The 22,524-nt window shown below is 37.4% G+C and carries 20 protein-coding genes; 14 read left to right on the forward strand and 6 right to left on the reverse strand.

Annotated elements, in window-relative coordinates; all coding sequences use genetic code 11:
- Nucleotides 1-145: 145 nt before the first annotated feature.
- Both WCQ00_03635 and WCQ00_03640 read right to left on the reverse strand, forming a co-directional pair.
- The gene (locus WCQ00_03635) at nt 146-607 is read right to left on the reverse strand and encodes a hypothetical protein (GenBank protein MEI6042626.1); all 462 of its coding nucleotides are present in this window, start codon (nt 605-607) and stop codon (nt 146-148) included.
- A 204-nt stretch (nt 608-811) separates the two neighbouring features.
- Nucleotides 812-1,456 (reverse strand): NAD(P)H-dependent oxidoreductase, encoded by a 645-nt coding sequence (locus WCQ00_03640; protein ID MEI6042627.1) that lies wholly within the window; start codon nt 1,454-1,456, stop codon nt 812-814.
- Between the two features lie 120 nt (nt 1,457-1,576).
- Between WCQ00_03640 and WCQ00_03645 the strand changes: the two genes are divergently transcribed.
- Both WCQ00_03645 and raiA read left to right on the forward strand, forming a co-directional pair.
- Nucleotides 1,577-1,747, forward strand: coding sequence for a hypothetical protein (locus WCQ00_03645; GenBank protein ID MEI6042628.1), 171 nt, complete (start codon nt 1,577-1,579; stop codon nt 1,745-1,747).
- A gap of 91 nt (nt 1,748-1,838) precedes the next feature.
- Nucleotides 1,839-2,189 (forward strand): ribosome-associated translation inhibitor RaiA, encoded by a 351-nt coding sequence (raiA, locus tag WCQ00_03650; protein ID MEI6042629.1) that lies wholly within the window; start codon nt 1,839-1,841, stop codon nt 2,187-2,189.
- A gap of 97 nt (nt 2,190-2,286) precedes the next feature.
- On the opposite strand, the gene WCQ00_03655 is transcribed toward raiA, so the two are convergent.
- From WCQ00_03655 to WCQ00_03665, 3 genes are all read right to left on the reverse strand, one after another.
- Nucleotides 2,287-3,249: a methionyl-tRNA formyltransferase gene (locus WCQ00_03655; GenBank protein MEI6042630.1), complete on the reverse strand. Its 963-nt coding sequence runs from the start codon at nt 3,247-3,249 to the stop codon at nt 2,287-2,289.
- Between the two features lie 78 nt (nt 3,250-3,327).
- The gene (gene def, locus WCQ00_03660) at nt 3,328-3,912 is read right to left on the reverse strand and encodes a peptide deformylase (protein MEI6042631.1); all 585 of its coding nucleotides are present in this window, start codon (nt 3,910-3,912) and stop codon (nt 3,328-3,330) included.
- A gap of 78 nt (nt 3,913-3,990) precedes the next feature.
- A complete protein-coding gene (locus WCQ00_03665; protein ID MEI6042632.1) occupies nt 3,991-6,084 on the reverse strand; it encodes a hypothetical protein in 2,094 nt (697 codons plus the stop codon).
- A 135-nt stretch (nt 6,085-6,219) separates the two neighbouring features.
- Between WCQ00_03665 and WCQ00_03670 the strand changes: the two genes are divergently transcribed.
- The 4 genes from WCQ00_03670 to WCQ00_03685 all read left to right on the forward strand — a co-directional run bounded on the left by WCQ00_03670 (nt 6,220) and on the right by WCQ00_03685 (nt 9,395).
- Nucleotides 6,220-6,846 carry an NYN domain-containing protein gene (locus tag WCQ00_03670; GenBank protein ID MEI6042633.1) on the forward strand — a complete coding sequence of 209 codons (627 nt, stop codon included), beginning with the start codon at nt 6,220-6,222 and terminating at the stop codon, nt 6,844-6,846.
- A gap of 137 nt (nt 6,847-6,983) precedes the next feature.
- On the forward strand, nt 6,984-7,997 hold the full coding sequence (locus tag WCQ00_03675; GenBank protein ID MEI6042634.1) for a rod shape-determining protein: 1,014 nt from the start codon (nt 6,984-6,986) through the stop codon (nt 7,995-7,997).
- A 45-nt stretch (nt 7,998-8,042) separates the two neighbouring features.
- Nucleotides 8,043-8,837, forward strand: a complete 795-nt coding sequence (locus tag WCQ00_03680; GenBank protein ID MEI6042635.1) for a hypothetical protein — start codon at nt 8,043-8,045, stop codon at nt 8,835-8,837.
- A gap of 207 nt (nt 8,838-9,044) precedes the next feature.
- A complete protein-coding gene (locus tag WCQ00_03685; protein ID MEI6042636.1) occupies nt 9,045-9,395 on the forward strand; it encodes an RNA-binding protein in 351 nt (116 codons plus the stop codon).
- 128 nt (nt 9,396-9,523) lie between these two features.
- Here the strand turns inward: WCQ00_03685 and typA are convergent, their stop codons facing one another.
- The gene (gene typA, locus WCQ00_03690; protein MEI6042637.1) at nt 9,524-11,314 is read right to left on the reverse strand and encodes a translational GTPase TypA; all 1,791 of its coding nucleotides are present in this window, start codon (nt 11,312-11,314) and stop codon (nt 9,524-9,526) included.
- A 423-nt stretch (nt 11,315-11,737) separates the two neighbouring features.
- On the opposite strand from typA, the gene WCQ00_03695 reads away from it, so the two are divergent.
- The 8 genes from WCQ00_03695 to WCQ00_03730 all read left to right on the forward strand — a co-directional run.
- Nucleotides 11,738-12,085: a hypothetical protein gene (locus WCQ00_03695; protein ID MEI6042638.1), complete on the forward strand. Its 348-nt coding sequence runs from the start codon at nt 11,738-11,740 to the stop codon at nt 12,083-12,085.
- 259 nt (nt 12,086-12,344) lie between these two features.
- The gene (locus WCQ00_03700) at nt 12,345-12,941 is read left to right on the forward strand and encodes an NYN domain-containing protein (GenBank protein MEI6042639.1); all 597 of its coding nucleotides are present in this window, start codon (nt 12,345-12,347) and stop codon (nt 12,939-12,941) included.
- Between the two features lie 316 nt (nt 12,942-13,257).
- Nucleotides 13,258-14,034, forward strand: a complete 777-nt coding sequence (locus WCQ00_03705; protein ID MEI6042640.1) for a hypothetical protein — start codon at nt 13,258-13,260, stop codon at nt 14,032-14,034.
- Nucleotides 14,035-14,154: 120 nt separating this feature from the next.
- Nucleotides 14,155-15,750: an efflux RND transporter periplasmic adaptor subunit gene (locus WCQ00_03710; GenBank protein MEI6042641.1), complete on the forward strand. Its 1,596-nt coding sequence runs from the start codon at nt 14,155-14,157 to the stop codon at nt 15,748-15,750.
- A 1-nt stretch (nt 15,751) separates the two neighbouring features.
- Nucleotides 15,752-17,026 carry an FtsX-like permease family protein gene (locus WCQ00_03715; GenBank protein MEI6042642.1) on the forward strand — a complete coding sequence of 425 codons (1,275 nt, stop codon included), beginning with the start codon at nt 15,752-15,754 and terminating at the stop codon, nt 17,024-17,026.
- Nucleotides 17,027-17,071: 45 nt separating this feature from the next.
- The gene (locus tag WCQ00_03720) at nt 17,072-17,842 is read left to right on the forward strand and encodes an ABC transporter ATP-binding protein (GenBank protein MEI6042643.1); all 771 of its coding nucleotides are present in this window, start codon (nt 17,072-17,074) and stop codon (nt 17,840-17,842) included.
- Nucleotides 17,843-17,947: 105 nt separating this feature from the next.
- On the forward strand, nt 17,948-18,919 hold the full coding sequence (locus WCQ00_03725) for a hypothetical protein (protein MEI6042644.1): 972 nt from the start codon (nt 17,948-17,950) through the stop codon (nt 18,917-18,919).
- A gap of 4 nt (nt 18,920-18,923) precedes the next feature.
- Nucleotides 18,924-22,524: hypothetical protein (locus tag WCQ00_03730; protein ID MEI6042645.1), on the forward strand; the 3,601-nt coding region annotated here is incomplete at its 3' end.

Consider the following 22,524-nt stretch of genomic DNA (forward strand, 5'->3'; position numbering starts at 1 on the left):
TTCAATAAGTACTTTGGTGTGGCGGAGGCTTATTTAGGTGAATAAAAAACCGCCCTCATTCGAGGGGCGGCGGTTTGAAGTATTGCATTTGCAAAACTCCGATGACAATTTTGTTCCAAGAAGTCATCCTTCTTTGATGATTTGGCTATTTTGTTGGAGCCTCCACCAATGACAGTAGGTGGTTGTAACTCACCTCCAGCTTACGAAGAAGGAAACTCTCTTTTGGAGACCGCTCCTTTTGACCATAGTAGGTAACCCAGTCGTTAAAGAACGCAAGTCTAAAGCTAATGTACTTGCGTAAATTAACTCCTTCTTCTTGTTCTGCCATTTCCAGTTCCTGTTTCAGTGCGTATAAGCACTCTCCGTCATCGTGGTCTCTAGTGGGTTCAATGATTTCATGGATTAACCCGAGTTCCCGATATTCCTTCGGATAAGCATCGCTAATCGCAAGTACTCCATCTTTGAAAATGACGAAGTTTGCGGGTGCATATTTTCCTGTTGAAAACTCTGCGCTGATTATGGCATAGGTGTAAATCTCTCCGGCGTAAGTGAGATTTGCCTGTCCGATAACGTATGGGGTAAGCCATAATGGAATCTGTTTGATCATTTTTTTGTGTTTCTCTTGTTTGAATTTAAAGGAGGAAAGCGGTGTGCTTTCCTGATCTGTTTCGTTAATGACAATAACATGTTTTAGGTAAATGTCAAACTGTTCGCCAGTAGATTTAAATAGTTTTATCGATCTATGTCTAAATAAAAAACTCGCTGCAAGAAATGCTAGCGAGTTTTTTGTTTTGTGATTTTTAAAAATCGATTATTTTTCAATGACTATTTCCTCCTTTGAGAATCTAACTTTCTTGTCATTTGCACTTGTATCAGCTTCTGATCTGTATCCAACTGGACACATTACAACTGATTCAAGACCAAGCTCAGCTAGTCCAAGAAGTTCATCAACTTTCTTGCTATCAAATCCTTCCATTGGACATGAATCAATTTTCTCTACAGCACATGCTGTTAGTAGTGTTCCAAGGGCAACATAAGCTTGTCTGGCAGCCCAATCTTTTACAGCCTGTACTCCACCTTGTTCTGTCTTTGATTTGATTGCTCCCTTAATCATTTGACTATATCCATCTAGATTTGCTACATCAACTCCGCGAGTTGTAGAAACAGTACCTATGAACTTATCAACAAAGGCGTCATTCAAATCCGTAGGTATAGCAAAAACAACAAGATGTGAAGCATCTGTTACTTGTGTCTGACCCCATGAATTATTTTTAATCTCAGTTCTTGTTTCTGGATTTTTTACAACAATGATTTTCCAAGGTTGTAGTCCATATGATGAAGCTGATAATCTTGTAACTTCGAGTAGGTTATTAAATTGCTCATCTGAAAGCTTCTTTTCTGTATCAAAAGCTTTTGTGGCGTATCTCCAGTTCATTGCATCTAAAGTTTGTGTCATAAATATTTTAAATTATTAATTGATAATGGATAGTTATTATATATCCTATGATATAAAAGGTAAACGAAATATGCTGAATAAATTAGTATTTACTACAGAAAAATGTGTTAGAATGTTTACATGAGCAGAAAAACCTTAATTTATATATTCATGGTGGTGGGGTCAACGGCTGGTGGATATTTGCCATTATTGTGGGGTGATAGTTTTTTCTCAATGACCTCTGTTGTTCTGACTGCCGTAGGTGGTTTTCTTGGAATATATCTAGCGTATAAACTTGGTCGGAATTTCTAGGTGTAACGTTAAAAAACGCTATTTTGTTTCAATTGACACAAAATCGATTGATGGGTGTATAATATAGTTGTTATTAGATAACAGAAAAAATATGAAAATCATCATAAAAGGTACAAACATTAATATTTCAGAACCAATCGAAGACTATCTTTATAAGAAGATGTCCTCTGTGGAGAAGTTTATTAATGATACCACTAAGGTTGAAGTTGAATTGAAAAAGACAACTAACCATCATAAGACAGGTGATATATTTATGGCAGAAGTTAATGTTTGGAGTAAGGGAAAACTAAATAGGGTAGAGAGAACTTCTGAAGATATATATTCTGCAATTGATTTGATGCAAAATGAATTATTTGATCTTTTGTCTACTGAAAAGGATAAAAGCCACACCCTATTTAAAAGAGGGGCACAGAAGATTAAGAATATGTTTAGAAGAGGATAAATAAAGATGGGGCGATGGCAATATAAAATGCATTCGAAATAATTAGAAACAATAAGATAAAAAATAACCCTCTAGTATGAGGGCTATTTTTTTTGCTTTAGTTTTTACCAGTACCCTCCATACTTTGAAGAAAAGATTTCCAGGTCATTTCTTTTCCACCTTCAGGTACCACTTTGGTTATATGTAGTTTGCGGCCATCTTCTGCATAATCTATCCATTCAGCATCCTTTATAATTACACGCAGTTTTTTAGTTTCTCCTTTAATTAACTTATCAATGAAAAAATATGCTCCAGGCCACTCCTCAAAGGCTCTAATTTTCAAAATATTTTGTCTTTGTTCTGATTCGTCTGTTGTCCATGGGTCAATTTGTCCGTCTTCTTTTGTTATTTTCTTTGTGAATGTCGCAAGGCTATGGTTCTGTTCTATTAGTTTTAATTCACTATTTATATATGCATCTATATTTTCAGAAATAAGCTCCGCTCCAATGTTTGCTGTGATTGATTCAAACTCAGAATATTTTACTGGCCAATCTGCAATGCTTGCAATATCTACTTCTTTTTGGGCAAAAATTGGGCCATGGTCCATTTCCTTATCCATTTTAATAACAGTAACCGCTGTTTTGTTTTTGTCTGCTAGTATTGTTGATTGTAATGGGGAAGCGCCTCTGAATTCTGGAAGCTTAGATGGATGAACATTCAGAGCTCCAAAATCTGGGATTTCTAAAAATCTTTCTGGAATAATTTTTCCGTATGATGCTACAATAAACAGTTTTGGTTTTTCTGGTGAACCTGAAGAATTTGTAAAATTATTTAGCTTATCAAAGGCTTCGTCATTTAATTTTGCAAATTCTAAATGGGGGATATTATGTTCAATAGCCCACAACTTTGTTGGATTAGCTGTGAGTACTAATTTTCTACCTTGTGGCTTATCTGGAACGGTTACAATTGCATCAACCTGCATACCAAAACTCTGCATTGCATTTAGTACTTTGACGGACATTACAGATGAGCCAAAGAAAATTAATGGAGAATAGTTTTGTTTTTGATTTGAGTTAGTCATTTCGATTTTGTAAATGTTAGGCTATTTTGACAATTTTTTTAGAGTGTCTGTAGTATACCGTAATTATTCTTTCTCTAATTATAGTATGTCTTCAGGATCGTACTCTTTGACCTCTTTTGCTTTATCGATGAATAAAACACCATTCAAATGGTCAATCTCATGTTGGAAAATATGAGACAATAATCCGCTTGCACCTCTTGTAAATAATTTACCCTCAGCATCATATGCTTTTAGCGTGACTCTCAGTGCTCTTTGAACTTTTCCATATAACCATCTAACAGAAAGACAACCCTCACCGTCCATCCATTTTTTGTCTTTTGACGTTTTAATTATTTCAGGATTTATACAAACAAGATTTGCTGGAATTATTATTCTATGTTTCTTTTTTGCTTTTTCAGCATCCATAACTTTTTCTCTATCATCTGCTGTAAGGAAAATCTTACCAGATACCATGAATAGCTGAAGAGGAACGCCTACCTGAGGTGCTGCAAGACCCACACCGTCAATTTGAGCTGATAGCATTTTATCCATATGAGCGATTAGACTTTGAATATACTCGCCCTTGATCTCTTCTACTGGTATAGCAATAGAAACCTGTCTTAAGGCAGGGTGTTCTTCTGTAACAATCTTATTTTCAGGCTTAAAATGACTAAACTTTTGCATGTTGCTATTGTAGCATATTAAGAAATTATTAAAATTCCATAGATTGGGTAGGGATAAAGATGTGTAAATTGGTCCCATCTATAACAAACTCTCCGGATGCACACTAACCGTAAACTCAGGAGGAAGACTAACTAGAATGTCACGTAATTCATCATCGGGCCATGCTTTTGGATTCATGGAGATTAGCATATGAAGAATTGACTTACCTGCAACGGAGGGAATAAAGGCAGGGAATATTGTCGGGTTCCATTTCTCAAGCCATATTTGAAGCTTACCCATTTCTTTTGCTGCAATAGTTTTTTCAGCTTCAATTGTGATTTTTATAAACATTGCAAATGGGGGATACATCAAAGCTTTTCTGTCTGCAATTTCTGACTTGTAAAAATCGTTCAAATTTCCACTTTGAATATAACCAAGAAGTGGGCGCGTAGCATTTCTTGTTTGAATAAGTAAATATTCTTCAGCTAAAGTTTGAGCCTGTAAAAGAATGTGGCAAATCCTTTCATTGATTCTGAAATCAGGAAGCGAAAATAAACTATCAAGCGATGCAATAGCAACATGCTTAACAGGTTTCAAATAATTTAAAGAAAATTCTGTGCCAATTAAAATTCCACTTGAACTATCATTAAATCTTTTTGCGATGTCTCTTGCTTGCTTGTCCGTTTTTGCTGTATCTCTATCTAGTCTAAAAATCTGTCTATCAGGGAATCTCTTTAGAGTTTCTTCATGTATTGTGTCTGATCCAATTCCAAGCGTGATAAGTTTCCAGCTTGTACAATTTTTACACCCTTCAAGGGCTGTTCTTTCTCGTCCGCAATGATGACATAAGAAATATCTTTTACTTTCAACTTTAGAATTATGTAAAACAACTGGCGCTTCACAAACAGAGCATGTGACAGTTGTTCCACAGTCTCCGCAAACAGTTTGAGGGGCAAGACCGCGGCGGGCAGTGAAAATTATCATTTTCTCTTTCTTCTTACCGGCATACTCCACCTGGGATTCTAGTTCTTCAGAATAAATTAAATTATTTTTTGAATTTATTTTATCCTTTTCTTTCTTTGATTTTTCCTTTCTGATTGGCTCGGCCATATCGACAATAATAGTATTTGGACGCTTCTCTATGCGCATTGAAATAGGGAAGAAATCAAAGACTTCTCCGCGTTCTCTTCTATATAAAGTTTCAACTCTAAGTAGTACATCACCATAAATAAGGCGTGCGCGTAATTCCTTTGACCATTTCTGAAAAAGAAATCTATAATCAAAAAGAGGTTTGAACATTGTAATGTAACTTCTTGAAGATTCTTTCTCTACGATTATTGTTGCGATGTCAGTTCTCGGTAGTCCAACAAAAGAAGGTGTTGTTATGAAGGCAATTGAATGCGTTTCGTTTAATGCTTTACCCCATGTTTCAACTTGTTTTTTTCTGTTAATTCCACCATGTAATATGTATGCGTAATCGCTGATTCCACGAGACAGTTCTTCATAAATCTCTTCCGCAGAATTAACGGTTGGAGCAATAATTATAACTGATTTCTTTTTTGCAAATTCTTCTCTAATAATACTTTTGTACGTACCATATCTGTCTGTTGTGTTTGTTTGAAAAACATAAATATCGCGAGAGCTTATTTCTGTATTAACCCAGTCATTACCTTCTGATTTTGTTTCGATCAATTCACTTTCTACAGAGTGACTTGTGTTTGCGATTGTTTTTGTAGCTGATGTTGGTGTTGTGATAGCAGCTGCGTTTGTTGTGATCTTGTTCTTCTTGTTTATAGCCTCCTCTGCGTATGTAAGTGCACATTCAGGAATTATAGTTTTTATAATTGCTCCAATTGGATATGCAAATTCTTTTGAAACAGATTGGCAGGCTTTAATAAGGGAAGGTGATACAGCTGTTATTGTTTTTTTGGATTCAATTTTTCTTGTAACAAAATCTGCGTTTTTGATATCAGCTTTGGATTCCTGTGCACTTACACAACTTTCAACAAGTGCTAAAATATTTTTATTTCTGAAGGGAACATAAATGACTGATCCTGCTGGAAAATTATGAGCACCCCAATAGGTTAGGGTTTCTCTGAATGAAGACTTGGAAATAGGATGGACAGTTAGTATATACACCCCTGAATCATCGCAGAAAATGGAGTTTTTTTCAATAGGCGAGTAAATTATCATATTTTTATAAAAAAAGCTTGCTTGCCACCATTTTTTGAATAAATACATCTATTTATATAGGGCGTATATAATAATTTCAGATTTTCTTTATCTTTTCTTTATAGAAAACTCATATCGATTAGATATGGTTGTTGTATGCGAACATATGTATTTATTGATGCCTCAAATTTATTTTATGGTGGTAGAAAATCTCTCGGGTGGAGTATTGATCATGAAAAATTAGCATTGTATTTTAAGTCTAAGTATGAAGCGAATAAGGTCTATTATTTTGGAGGTGTTGAAATACATGATTTTCCATTTGATTATATAAAGAATGAAACTGTACCAATAAATGACGTTTCAATTTATTTGGTAGATTTCATTGAAAAAAATAAGTATAACTTATCTGATGTAATTATAACTCTTATAAATAGATATTTAAAAAGAATCAGATTCTACATGAAATTGGAGAAATTTGGATATATTCTTGTTCTTAAGCCAGTAAAGACTCATGTGGATGGAAAAGGCATAAGTCAGAAAAAGGCGAATTGTGATGTGGATATGACCCTTTATTTGATACGTTACAAAGATGATTATGATAGAGCTTTGGTTCTTACGGGGGATGGAGACTTTTTATCAGCGCTCAAATATTTACGAGACAATAATAAAGAAGTTCTAGTGTTAGCAAGATCTCCACGCACAGCAAAAGAAATAAAAAAGTTTGCTGGAGATAAGTTTTTGGACTTTGAGTTCCTAAGGGAAATAATCAGGATGGATGAATAGCTTGTCATTAAAGGGTACTTAATACAAAAGGCACCCATATAGGATGCCTTTTAGGTCTGGTAATGTAATTGTATCAGGGTACATGATGGTGTCAAGTTCAAGTTGTAAAAAATGCCTTCAGGCCTTATTATGTAGGCATGGCATTATTTTCTAAAAAGCTCGGAATTGACCTTGGAACATCTAATACTCTTGTTTTTCTTCCTGGGCGTGGAATTGTTCTAAACGAGCCTTCAGTTGTTGCAGTTTCTGAGCAAGATAATCAGATTCTGGCTGTTGGAATAGACGCAAAGGATATGATTGGAAAGACACCAGACAATATTATTGCATATAGACCAATGCGCGATGGTGTTATCGCTGACTATAGAGTTACTGAGGCTATGCTTAGATATTTCATAAACAAGGCTCTTGGCAGATGGAATATTTGGAAGCCAGACGTGATGGTCTCAGTTCCTGCTGGTGTTACTTCAACTGAAAGACGTGCTGTAGTTGAGGCTGCAATTAAGGCAGGTGCTAAAAATGCATATGTTGTTAAGGAACCTATTCTTGCTGCAATTGGCGCTGGTATTTCTATTCAAGAGCCAAATGGACACATGATTGTAGACATTGGTGGTGGAACAACAGACGTTGCCGTTATTTCCTTGGGAGGAATTGTGACATGTAATTCTGTTAAATGTGCAGGAAATAGAATTGATCTTGCAATTGCGGATTACATTAAGAAAACCTATAACCTAGCGATCGGGGATAAGACAGCAGAGGAGATGAAAATAAACGTAGGGTCCGCCGTTACAATGGACGATGAACTTTCAATGACAATTAAGGGTCGCGATTTTCTAACCGGCCTTCCTCGATCTGTTGAAATTAAAACAAATGAAGTTGTTAAGGCAATTGCAAAAGAATTAAGAGATATGATCAAGGCAATCAAGGATGTTCTTCAAGAGACTCCACCTGAGCTTGCGTCTGATATTATTGATAACGGGATAATAATGACTGGGGGATCTTCACAGTTACGTAATCTTCCAGAGCTTGTTTATAGAAGAACTGGAGTTAAAGCAAAGCTTGCTGATGATCCACTTTACTGTGTTGCTAAAGGAACAGGTATCGCCCTGGAGCACTTGAATACATATAAGAGAACAATTATTTCCAAGCGATAAAGATTTGGGGTCAGGCACCATGGTGCCTGACCCCAAAACATACAAATGAAATTAAATCATCACGCATATATAATCGAAAAAGTTTCCAGTGATGGTATTTCCCCTTTGCTAAAATTTATCTCAAATACCCTAGAGCTTGAATCAGGTAAGGACCCTCATGTGTCTCCAAATTTTTTACATATAAAAAGTAACCAATTAAATGTGGATGAGGCAGGGAAGGTGGTGGCTTTTAATTCGCAAAAATCATTTGGACAAAACGGCGGAGGAAACAAAGTTGCTTTGATTGAGATAAACGGTGCGGGGCATCAAGCTCAAAACGCATTGCTTAAAACTTTGGAGGAGCCATTTCCAAATACATATTTTTTTATAACAATATCCTCAGGCTCACTCTTACTCCCAACAATTCAGTCTAGAGTTGAGACGCACGCAATGGCGGATTTTTTAGATAATTTTGAAAATGGGGGAAACATGGCCAGTAAAAAGAATGAAGGGAACGCGGAGTTGAAATCAGAACTGAAGCCAGAGCTGAGGTTGATAGTTTCAGACTCAGTTTCAAGATTCTTTGGATCAAGTATGGCTGAGAGAATTGAAATGGTTAAGAAGATGGTTGATGATGCTGGAAAGGAGGGCGAAGATGACTCATCTAAGCTATTTCAGTTTCTACATGATATAGAAATTACATTGAAAGATTTGGAAAAGTCTAAGCTAAACAGGAGAATGAGTAAGGATGAGCTGGAGACCTTGATTACCGTTAGAGAGTACTTCGCGGACGCTGGGGCCTCAAAAAAGATGCTTTTGGAGTATTTATCGCTAAAATTGCCTATTATAAAAAACCTATAGTATTCAAGCTAGAATTGCTTGGATGAGGTTCTAAAGGGCTGATTTAGGAGGGTTACGTCATCAAACCACACATTTGCATTGTTATTGCTAATATATGTGTTATACTGAAGAAGTTCGTAGTATCTCAATTAGGCCAGCGGAGTTATCTGTGTGGTTGGCGTAAGGAGGTCGGCTATGGACGATTAAAAGTAACGCAAAACACACAAAATGGAAAGAAAGTTATATATCGGAAACCTTGCTTGGACAACTACAACAGAAAGTCTTAAGCAAGCATTTTCAAAGGCTGGAGAAGTAGTAGACGCTATCGTTATGACAGAAAAGATGAGTGGACGTTCAAGAGGATTCGGATTTGTCACAATGGCAACCGATGAGGCAACAGACGCTGCTATCGCTATGTTCAACGAACAAGATCTTGAAGGAAGAAACCTTGTAGTTAACAGAGCTCGTCCTAAGACAGATACTCCTATGGGAGCACCAAGAAGAGATTTTGGTGGAAGAGGTGGCGATGACCGCGGTGGAGACAGAGGTGGAGACCGTGGATTCAGACGCGACTACTAATCTTTAGCTAGATTTAGAAATAATCGTCTAATAAAAATACCCTACGTAAGTGGGGTATTTTTATTGCCTGGAAATGACTACAAAAAAACCGGCCGCATCAGAATGATGCGGCCGGTTTTTTATTTTACTTATTTAATCCCTTTCACTGACTTCTCGCGTCCTGTCTTTGTTAGAAACTTCTTTCTAAGACGAACTGAAGTTGGTGTGATTTCTAAATATTCATCTTCACACATGATTTCAAGTCCACGCTCAATTGTAACTTCAAGTGCAGGAGCTAGATATACTGTCTCGTCTGTTCCTGAAGCACGCATGTTTGTAAGTTGCTTTCCCTTGGTTGGGTTAACTTCCATTTCTTCTCCCTTTGATGTATTTCCAATAACCATTCCAGCGTAAACTTCTGTTCCTGGAGCAACATATAGAGTTCCTCTGTCTTGTAGGTTACCTAGTGCAAAGTGAAGAACCTTTCCAGCTTCCATTGAGATCATAGATCCAACAGCTCTTTTTTCAATAGTTCCAACATATGGTCTGAAATCGGTAAAACGTGAAGACATAATACCTTCTCCTCTAGTATCGATAACGAATTGACTTCTGTAGCCCAGAAGACCACGTGTAGGAATATCGAATGTCATTCTTGTAATACCACTATGTTCCTTCATTGAAGTCATAATACCTTTTCTTCTACCAAGCTTATCGATAACAGCACCTGCAAACTCGTTAGGAGTATCTATAACAACTTCTTCAAAAGGCTCATTTTTCTTACCATCTATTTCTTTGATAATAACCTCAGGTTGAGATACCTGCATTTCATAACCTTCACGACGCATTTGTTCTAGAAGAACCGCAATGTGTAATTCTCCACGTCCATAAACCTTAAGAACGTCAGCTTGATCGAAATCAACATGAAGACCAACGTTAACTTCAAGTTCTTTTTCTAGTCTGTCTCTAATTTGACGACCGGTAACATATTTACCTTCACGTCCAGCAAATGGGGAATCGTTAACAAGAAATCCAAGGGAGATTGTTGGCTCATCGATTTTAATTGATGGCAATGGCTCTGTATCTTCCTTGTCAGTGATTGTCTCACCGATGAAAATATCAGGAAGTCCAGCTACCATAACTACGTCTCCAGAATATGCTTCTTGAACTTCTTTTCTAACTAGTCCGTCAAAAGTGAAAAGTTTTGTAATTCTACCTGTTCTTGTTTCTCCGGTATCTTTTTTGATAAACAGAGTTTGTCCCATTTTGATTGTACCTGTCCAAATACGAGTAACCGCCATTCTTCCTAGGAAGTTGTCATAAGCAAGGTTGAAAGGTTGAGCTTCAAGAGCCTCCTCAGGAGCACTTTTTGCTGGAGGAACTTCTTTGATAATTGTATCTAGTAGGGGATCAAGGTTTACAAACTCATCGTCCAAACTTAACTTAGCCTTTCCTTCTCTTCCGATACAGTAAACCATAGGGAAATCTAATTGATGATCTTGAGCACCTAATTCTATGAATAATTCTAGAATCTCATCGTGAACTCTTGTTGGGTTTGCAGCTGGCTTGTCTAATTTGTTTAGAACGACAATTGGCTTAAGTCCAAGTTCTAGTGATTTCTTAAGTACGAAACGTGTTTGTGGCATAGGACCTTCTTGTGCATCAACGATTAAAAGCACACAGTCGATAGAACGCAAAACACGCTCAACCTCTGAACCGAAGTCGGCGTGACCTGGTGTGTCAATAACGTTAACCTTTGTTCCTTTATATTGGAATGAGGCGTTTTTGGCATATATAGTAATTCCACGCTCTAATTCAATAGCGTTGGAGTCCATAGAAGAGGAGTCTTTAACTGCTCCTGTGTATTTCATAATTGCGTCAACGATGGTTGTCTTACCATGGTCAACGTGGGCGATAATCGCTATATTTCGTATTTGCATAATGAGGGTTCATTTAAACATTATTTTGGTATTTTGGCAACTAAAGTAATATAACAACACAATAGAGAGGCTCCCATATGCCTTGCCTCCCGAGAGCACAAGGATTTCTTGCTAGAAATCCTCTCTGCTCGCTGCAGCTCGCAAGGCTCTCAGGAGGTAAGGTATATGGGCGCTAGTCATTTGTAGGTGGTATCAGGTTAGTTTCCTATATCCTCAATATTGGGGAATGGGCCTATATTCAAAGGTAAAACAGCGTATCTATTGACAAATATTATATATTATGCTATTGTATAAGCAGTTAAATAAGTTCTTTGAATGATATTGAGGTAATGTTTGAGTTTGGAAGAAAGATCGTAATTGACTTGCTGGCACAGCGCTAAGCGAATTATTGTCCTTCCACTACACTCACACAACAACACCAATATTATGAAAATCAGCGAATTTGCGAACAACGGATTTCAACCCTTCGAAGGGACAATGGCTGAACTGATTGCTCTTCGCGGTCTTGATAGCCGTTATGACATGATGTTCACCCTAACCACACGCCCGAGCGATACTTCCGGCTGGCGTTATCAGTTCAGGGCGTGGGTTGGGCCATTTGCAAACTTTTCGGCGAATCACGTCGATACAGGCAAGACTGAAAAGGTCTTCGAGATTCTCGGTAAATCTACCGATGAAATTCTCGAGGCCGTCAAACCCCTTATCGAACACAGAGCAGAATGGGCCCCCGTGGGTTCAAATTCTGTCAGGCTTTGGCTCTCCTGTGGTCGATAAATAGTGGTAAACCCACTCGGTGAAGTAACCACGAGTTCAATCCTCGTTAAACTTTCAACAGAGCGCACGACCTATATGGTACGGCGTTCTTTTTATTTACTTATGAGATTCATATATATTATATATAGCGCTTGTGGATAAGATTAAACAATTTACTTGACTAATCGACACCGCTTGATACTATATAAATATACACGCCCCAGCTAGCCGAAAGGTCCGCTGGGGTTTTACGTTGTTTGGTGATAGAATAACTGGATACATGAATATATTTTTACTGATTGATGGTGAGAATTTGAAAGGAAAAATTAAAGCTATTTTTAAGGAAAATGGTAAAGAAAAACCCGTCTGGCATGAGTATGATTTTAGGGGCCTGTTTGATAAAGTGCTTGGAGGTATGACTGTTGGCCGCAGTATCTTTTATTTCGCTCGTATTAAGGAGCATAAGGAAAGTATGCATAAATCTAAGGAATTGATTGAAGAGCAACGCCAACTTAAGACACATCTTGAAAAACAAGGATTTGAAGTTATTTTGAGTGGGCAGGTTAGAGGTCATATGGAGACTAGTAGAGATGGTAAGCAGGCACTGATATTTAAGGAGAAGGGTGTAGATGTAAAATTGGCTGTTGATATGGTAAGTCTTTCTTGTGACAAGAAAGTTGATGAAATAATCCTTGGTAGCTCAGACTCTGACCTGCAACCAGCCATAAAAGAGGTTCGTGATAGAAATATAGGTTGCATATACTTAGGGTTTGAAGCAAAACCAAACAAGGGTATTTCCTACAATTCGAATAGAACAATTCTTATAAGAGACTCTGAAGTCTTTGATTTTGAAAGAATTCAACAAAAACTTGTATAGCCTATTTTGTTAGAGATGATCCATCTCACGTTTATAAAAATTTGCTTTTATGGAATAAGGTTGTATAGTTTGGGCAGTTTTAGCACCTTGAGAGGTTGGTGTTTTGCTACAGCACAGAGAAACCTTTCCTATTTGCCGTTGCCTTCTATTTTGTTGGAGGTTGATGGAAGTGATATAAGGTTTTTGTGTGCTGTGGCAAAAGGGTGAAAGATTCCTAAATTTGTCTTGGGGAACAATCGGTAGAAAAATCGAAGATTGAAACTCACAGCTTATAATGAATAGACAACCAAACAATAATAATTGAAAGGACAACTATATGGCTACCAAAAAACAACCTCAGCATGTTGCTGCTGGTTTTGTGAAAGAGCAGGATGGTTTTGAAGGTCTCGGAACTAGTGATGCCCAATGGGCAATTCAAAACCCTGAAATGGCCGTAGCACTTGCTGTCGAGGCAATCAGGTCGCGTCACAATACCTGCCCACCAAGAATTCTTCTTAGACAAAAGGAAATGACTTTTGTTCCTCGTGGTGTTTTTACAATCCAAACTGGAGGAAGTTCAGCTATCGAATTGCATGCGCAGGCAATGGAGAGGAAGATGAATGATGGCAATAAAGAGGCTATTGATATGATCCAAAAGATAGGCATTGTGATGGAAAGGCCTCAATTCACTACCTTTGTCGTGCTTTCTTTATCTGACTTGTCCAATGCTGATAGGGACAAGAAAAGTAAACTCAAGTTTACGATTGAGAGAAGACATATTTTGAAAAAATCTTTTCTTGCGGATTGGAGTAAGGAACATCTTGATGGTCAGATTTTGGAATTATGTCACAAAGCAGACGGACCTCAAATATGTCTTCAGTATCAAGCAGGGCAGGCTCTGTCAGGCCAAACCCTTGATATTGTTATGGCTCAGGAGAATCCTATTTGCTTCACGGAGGAAGGTGCTATTAATCCATCTTACATTACGTTTCGACTTTTCTATTATCTATCAGGGGGAGTTCTTCTCTGTACGAATAAATATGGGGAAGAGTCTTTATTCAGTAGCGAAGCACTCGTCATGCTTCGCCTTCGGGAAATGACTCCTGAGGATTAGTTTGATCTTTGATGAAGTTCATCACCCCCCCCCCCGCACGCTCTAGCGCGTGCGGGGGATTTTTTGTAAATTTATATTTTGGAAATTTTCTCAAAAATTTGCTATAATATAAATCAAAATATGAACAAAATAATTAGTACTAACTTGAAAAGAATTTTAGATAGAACATGGCTGATTTTGAAATTAAAAAAAGTCTATGTTTCTCTATTAGTAATTATAATTGCATTTGTTGCTTATAAAGTTTTTTTTACAACAGCTACAACTGAAACTATTATTAAACTCGAGCCTAAGACCTTTGTTCAAGAGGTTTCTGTAACTGGAAAAGTTCAGGCCTCAAATAGTGTGGACATGGGTTTTGAAACATCAGGTAGAATTTCTAAGGTTAATTCTAAGGTGGGAAGTATTGTTAAAAAGGGCGACGTTCTAGTATCTCTTGCTAACGGTGATGCATATGGAACCTTACTTCAACGTCAGGCAGATTTAGAAACTCAGCAAGCTAATTTAAGTGAATTACTGAGGGGTTCTCGTTCGGAGGATATCTCAATTGCAGAATCGGATTTGCAATCCGCACAATCTTCATATGATCAAAATCTTCAGGCTATGGTTGATAAAATAAAAGAAGCCTATTCTGTTGCTGATGATACTGTCAGAACAAAAGTTGATCAGTTCTATAAGAATCCAAGAAGTGTGAATCCTGAGGTTATTTCCTTTAATGAAAATTATGGAGATAGTTATAATTTAAAACCTTCACTCAATGCCAAAAGATTAAAAGTTGGAGAAAGTTTAGTTAATTTAAATTCTAGTATTTCATCTTTGAGTGTTTTAACAATGGATGCAAAATATATTAAGGAGACTAGGGACAGTCTTGCGTTAGTTAGAGGACTTCTTGATGATTTGTCTATGGTTGCTTCTGCTATTGACGTTAATGTTGGAACAACTCAAACTGTTATCGATGCTTATAAAGCTTCAGTATCTTCTGCAAGAGCATCGCTTAATGCAATTGTTGCAAGTCTGACACTTGTTGAACAAAATTATAATACAAGCAAAGCAAATCTTGATAGAGCAAGGCAACAACTCGCACTTAAAAAAGCTGGGTCAACAAATGAGCAAATTGCAGCAGGACGTGCTCGTGTGAAATCAGCCTCCGCACAAGTTGAAAGTGCTCAGGCAATTTTATCTAAGACTTTGATCGTTGCTCCATTTGATGGAATTGTTACAAAAATGGATGCAAAGGAAGGGGAGAGTACTGTTCTAAATACAACTTATGTTTCTATGATAAGCGCTTCCAATTTTGAAGTTGAGAGTTATGTTTCAGAATCTGATATTGCAAAAGTTAAAGTTGGACAAACTGCGAGAATAACTCTTGATACTTATGGAAAGGATGTAATTTTCCCAGCTTCAGTTTATGAAGTTGATCCAGCTGAAACTGTTGTTGATGGAATAACTACTTACAAAATTAAACTAGCCTTTACTCAACCAGATGAGAGAGTTAAATCTGGAATGACTGCAAACATAACAATCGAAACATCAAATAAACCTGCGTCATTTGTAGTTCCACAGGGTGCACTATTTTTAGATGCTGGTGAAAAGATGATTACTGTTGATCAAGCTGGTGTTAGGGTAAATAAGAAAGTTGAAACTGGAGGATTGAATGCATCTGGCGAAATAGAAATTATTTCAGGCTTAATGGCAGGTGAAAGAGTTGTTGTTAAATAAAATGCTTCCAACAAAACAAAATTTAAATATTTGGCGAGTTGGTTTCTTCCTATCATATAGGCAAATTAAGCGTGCAAATATTTGGACTACTATTCTAATTGTTACTGTAATGGCTTTGACATTTTTGAACTTAGTAGTTGTCAACGGAGTTCTTGTTGGGCTTATTCAAGGTTCTGTTGAAGCGCATAGAACAAGAGGAACAGGAGATATTGCTATAACAAAACTTACTCAAAAAACTGAAATTGAAAATACAACGGATATTCTAAATGTGTTAAGTAGTTTGCCCCAGGTAAAGGATGTGGCGACAAGATATACAGGGTCAGGCTCTATTAATGCGGACTATAGAAGAAAGTTAAGACAAGATGAAACTCCAAATAGAGTGGCTGGAACAATTGCAGGAATTGATCCGTTGAATGAGGACAAAATAAATGGACTTTCAAGATATATTGTAGAAGGATCATATCTACAAGAAAATGATACCGATGGAATAATTCTTGGTGCGACCTTGCTCTACAAATACACGCCAGTTGAATCAGCTGGTTTTCAAACTTTAAAAAATATAAAGATTGGTGATAGGTTGAAAATTACTGTTGGTAAAAATTCTAAAGAAGTAATTTTGCGAGGAGTCATAAAGACAAAAGTTGATACAAATGACTTTAGAATCTTCATGATTGAAAGTGAAGCCAAAAAACTTATTGGAAGAAATGACGTTAACGCAGATGAAATATTTGTAAAATTAAAAGATGGTTCCACCTTAACTGACGCAGCAAAAGTTCAGCAAATATTATTTAATAATAATTTTGATTCAGGAGCTAAAATTCAAACATGGCTTGAGGCTCAACCAAAATTCTTAAGTGATCTTATTTCTACTTTTGCACTACTTGGAAACTTGATTGGCTCAATTGGAATTGCAGTTGCTTCAATAACAATTTTTATTGTTATCTTTGTGAACGCCATAACCAGAAGAAAATTTATTGGAATTCTGAAGGGTATTGGTATTGATCCAAAATCGATAGAAATATCTTACATAATCCAGTCTGTGTTTTATGCATTAACGGGGTCCGTTATTGGTTTTTTGATTCTATATGGCTTCTTAATACCATTTGTAGACGCTCACCCAATTAACTTTCCATTCAGTGATGGTATAATTTACGCACCACTTCCTGGTACACTTTTCCGTGCGTTAATTCTTCTTATAACAACTGTCATCGCAGGATATATTCCAGCAAGAATTATTGTAAAGAAGAACACACTGGACTCAATATTGGGAAGGTAGTAATTTGGGGTCAGGTACCATGGTGCCTGACCCCAACCAAACAAAATGACTAAATTAAAAGAAGAAGAAATAATAAATAAAGTTCAGCACAGCGCAAAGGAGAGTATTCTTATTGGCGATTCTTGGAAGGGGAAAGTTTGCCAAATCGGAGACTACATTATAAAAACCAAAGGTCTAACAAAGACATTTCTCGACGGCTCAAAAGAAACAACTGTTTTAAAGGGTGTGGATTTGAATATTAAATGCGGAGAATTTGTTTCCATAATGGGAAGATCTGGTGCTGGAAAAAGTACCTTGCTTTATCAAATTAGCTTATTAGATCACCCTACGTCAGGTGAGATTTTTATCGATGGATTAGATTCGCACAACCTCTCCAGTGAAGATAGAATTAAGTTTAGACTTCACAAACTTGGATACGTGTTTCAAGATTATGCGCTTTTGCCTGACTTAACCGCAAAAGAGAATGTTGCTGTTCCATTAATTATGCAAGGATACGAGAAGGATGCTGCATATAAAATAGCGGAAGAACATTTAACAGAGGTTGGCTTAGCACTTAAGTTTAATAATTTACCTGCAAAATTATCAGGAGGAGAGCAACAAAGAGTTTCTATTGCTCGTGCTATTGCTCATGAACCAACAATTCTTTTTGCTGATGAACCAACGGCGAACCTAGACTCAGAATCATCGCAAATGATTATTCAAATTTTTATGGAATTGAATAAAAAAGGACAAACTATTGTGATGGTTACTCATGAAGATGAGTACGGAAAGATGAGTGACAGAATAATTAAAATGAAGGATGGATTGATTGTCTAAAATTGAAATAATCTAATTCTGTACTTCCAAATTTTAATTATTTATCCACAGATATAATTGCTATATTCTTTACATTAGAATGCTTATTTGTGCTAAAATACAAGTATGAATATGAGAAAAATATTTAAAAGTCTATCCTTGATTATTGTTTCTGTTGCTTCAGTATTTTCACTAATTCACCTTGGTATTTTAAATGCAGACACCTTACAAGTGAATTCAATAAATCAGATTGGTCTAAAGGGTAAAAGCTTCTCTGCTGTCGGTATTGTATCTGACGTCACAGGCTCATCCATTTCAATAAACAACGCAAGCGGTTCAAATGACAAAACCCAAACATCGTATGCTTTTGATACAACTTCTGTCTCAAGAATGGAGACAAGTGAACGTGTCTTGATTTCTCTCCTTGATATTGGGATTGGAGATAAGGTTGTTGTTCAAGGTAAGGAAATAAATAATCTAATTATTCTAAATAGAATAATTTCTTTTGGTAATGTTGTTGCAGAGGTCGCAACGTCAACTGATGCTATTGCTACAAGTACGGCTTCATCAACTGAACAATCAATAGTTTCAACCTCAACATTGTCATCCGCGTCTACATCAACTTCAACAATTGACGCATCAAACGCTACAACAACTTCTTCAGGGATTGTTGATAAGATCAAGGACATTGTTTCTGATGTTATTGATTTTGTAACAGGTTCATCAACTGACGCTGTGATCTCAAGTTCAACAGAATCATCTACCTCAACAGCTTCCAGTACAGAAGGTTCTACGAATGCGTCATCATCAGATACAAAAGTGGATGCGGCACCAGCCACTTCAACAGAACCTACAGCTGCAACTCCCCCTACATCTTCAGAACAAGAAAAACCAGCAACAGATACTCCAACAATACTTGATAAAATTACAGATGCTATTAAAGATGGATTCAATGCTGTTTTGGGAAATGATAAAACTGGAACAACAGAAGGATCTTCACAGACAAACATTGTAAATCAAAGTACAGAAACACCTGCAGTCACAGCCCCAGCTTCAGCGCCTGCATCAGATAACACCGCACCTGTGGTAACACAATAATTATATGATACAGAATAAAAAAACAAGTATCATATCTTCTTTGAAAAATAAATTAAGTAATAAGAAATATATTGCTAGTATTTTACTTTCTCTGTCTTTTCTATTATTTGCTCCGCATGCACATGCAAGTTTTCCAATCTTAATCCCTGGGGAAATTAATTCATGTGGATATTTATCTTCTGGAGGGACCTATACAATTAGTGCGGATTTTGATGGTGGTTCTTCTTTAGATTCAGTTGGTAATTGTTTTGTTACAGATGGTGCAGCTGGTACTGTTACGGTAGATGGTGGAGATGATGTTAAAACAATCACTGTCTCTGCTGGAAATGTTGCTCTTAATGCAATGGCCAATAATACGCCCGGAGACGTTTCAAGTGGTCTTCTTGACGCTGCATCGCCATCTGTTGATACTATTGTTATTCGAAACGTAAAATTTGTTGGGTTTGCTGGGGGAATCTATACACGTGGAAATGATGATAGTTCTGCGGGTACAGGTGGGGGTAATGGAAGGGACGTTACAATTATAAATTCAATTGTTGGAAATATTGATGCGGCTGGCGGTGGTGATTCAAATTATGCAAACGCAGGTCATGGTGGTTCCGTCTCCGTTCAAAGCTCTACAGTAACTTCAATAATATCCAATGGAGGATCTGGTAGTGTACCTGGTTCAGCTGGAGGTTACGCTGGAACTATTACTGTTACGGCAAGTTCAACTACAGCAGTATTGTCAGCAAATGGAGGTAGCGGAGGTGGTTATGGTGGGGCTGGAGGCTCCCAGGCAGGAAGCGGAGGTAATGGTGCATTGATATCGATTTCAAATTCTACAACAAGTGGTGCCACATCAAATGGAGGAGATGGTGGAAGTAGTGAGGGTGGTGGTGGAAATGGAGGTAATGCAGGGGGAATTACAATTACGGATTCTGTTCTGTTAGGGAATCTTTCTTCGTGGGCAGGTGCTGCTGGTAGTGGGTATGGATATGGTTCTGACGGGTCTGTTGGTGGTAGTAACACCATTTCAATTTCCTCTAGTGGTAATCTTAATATTTCAAACATAAATATAAATACAACTTGGGGTACAGTCTCAATTTCATATAACGGCATCCTCACAACAACAAATACTAATATAGGTTCTGCTGGTAATTTTGTGATAAATGGAACTAGCTATGGATCTTACTCAGGTGGTCCATTTCCGTTCCTCCCAGGATCTTTAATAACCTCAGCAAGTCAGTGTGCAGCAATTATTGTCTCAGGAACATATTATTTAGCTGGAGACCTTCCTGCTGGAGATTGTCAGATTAAAGTGGATGGAGTCTTTATTTCATCCACAAGTACTCCTCATGTAATAAACGGAAATGTTACAAGTGCAGATGGAATAAGTTCAGTACTTAAGGGTATAGACATAGACCTTTCAAACGTCGTAGTTACAGGGCATGTTTCGTCTGGTTCCGGCATCGCTACTGATTCTTATGGTGGAAAAGGAGGTAATATTTCAATTTTAAACTCAACAGTAGGCTATATAGTAAGTGGTAGTGGAGCTTCCACTAATAGCTATTACAATAATTACTATAGCCAAGGTGGTTCTGGTGGAAATATTTCAATTATAAGTTCCACTTCAACATCTGTATCAAGTGGTGTTGGAGGTAGTGGTGATTTGAACTATGGTAATTCGGGTAATGGTGGAGATATTGTTATTACAGGTTCAACCGTCACAACAGTAGCGAGTGGTTATGGAGCCTCAAGTGGTCAGGGTAGTCACGGTGGTTCGGGTGGAAGTATTTCGGTTACAAATTCAACCACAGGTACTATAGATACAGGTTTTGGTGGTGATAGTGATTATCAAAGTACAGCTGGAAACGGCGGACGTGTTTTAATTGCAGGGTCAACCACAGGCTCTATAACGGCAGGTTATGGAGGTACTGACAATTACGGAAATGGAGGAAATGGTGGAAGTGTTTCAATTTCTGGTGTAGATTTAAATCTTTCAAATATAACAATTGCAGGCGGACACTTCGGACAAGGGGATACATCTAATGGTTATTATAATGGAGCGAATGGTTCATTGTACATTAGTTATACAGGAACTATTAATGTTACAGGCTTAATTTTGTCAGCACTTAGTAGTCTTCAACTCAATAATAGTATGACTTATAACTTCCCAGGCGGATCTTTTCCAATGCTTTCTGGAGCATCACTTACTTCATCTTCACAATGTAGCTCTATTGTATTTCCAGGTACATATTATTTAGCAGGAGATCTTCCTGCTGGCGATTGTATTATTAATGCAGAGGGAGTAACAATAGACGGAACAAGTAATCATTATACAATAAACGGAAATGTTACAAGTACGAATGGTGTAGACGAAGTCTTTGATTATAATTTTTACCAAATTATCAGTTATGCAACCGCAGGTAAGGATGTAAGTCTTGCAAATGTAATAATCACCGGGCTTATCTCTGCTGGTAATGGAGGGTTTTCTAGTGTTGCCGATGGAGGTTGGGGCGGTAACATAACAATCACAAATTCAACCTCAAGCTCTGTGACTAGTGGTAATGGTGGCTCAGGAAGCACATATGGTGGTGGAGCTAATGGTGGTACGATTCTAATTAGAAACTCGAGTACTGGTTCTGTGACAAGTGGTTATGGAAATTATAGTGGAAATGGTGGAAGTGGTGGAGGTATTACAATTATAAACTCAATAACAGGTTTTATAACAAGTGGTTATGGGAGTCAAGGTGATTCATTTGGTGGATATGGTGGAAATATTACAATCTCGGGCACGAATTTAAATCTCTTAGATAAAACAATTTATGCAGGGTCTGGAGGGTATGGACAATATTACAGTTCTACAGCTCCATCTGGTACTCTTACTATTACATATTCTTCAACCTTATCTACAAACGCCTCGACAATATTCAATAATATATCAAATCTTGTTATAAATTCTGTATCTTACGGTGCTTGGAATGGAGTATACAACCCAACCAACTTTTATTTCACAAATTCAATAGATGGTAATTGGAATAATCTAGGAAACTGGTGGAGTCATTATGATGGAATTAATTTCTCAGATCCAGCTACAAGTATCCCAGGTCCGTCAGATAAAGTTTATGTATTTGGAAACATAACAAACAACACAGCTGGTGAGGCTTCTGTATCTGAGATAACATTTAATAGTAATTCTACAAATCAAATTACTATTTCATCATTCGCAGGTGCAATATTCAAGGATTCAAGTAAAAACCTCGGTAGTATAAACGGTGCAGCAATATTTGAAGGTGATTTGTCTGATGACAATGGCTTTGTAAATAATTTTGCAACATGGACCCCCCGCGACTCTTCAAGGCGTTGGTACTCCATCACCTCCTCCGCCGATGGAACAAAATTAGCTGCAGTGGATTATTTTGGCTACATATACACATCCACAAGCTCCGGAGTAACCTGGACTACAAACGGATATTCTTCAGGACAGCACTATTGGTCTTCCATAACCTCCTCCGCCGACGGAACAATGTTAGCTGCAGTGGATTATAATAATGGCTACATATACACCTCCACCAACTCCGGCGCAACCTGGACTACAAATGGAAATTCTTCAGGACAGCACT

The organism is bacterium (assembly GCA_037127815.1).
GTDB lineage: Bacteria > Patescibacteriota > Minisyncoccia > Phycocordibacterales > CAIZLB01 > CAIJKW01.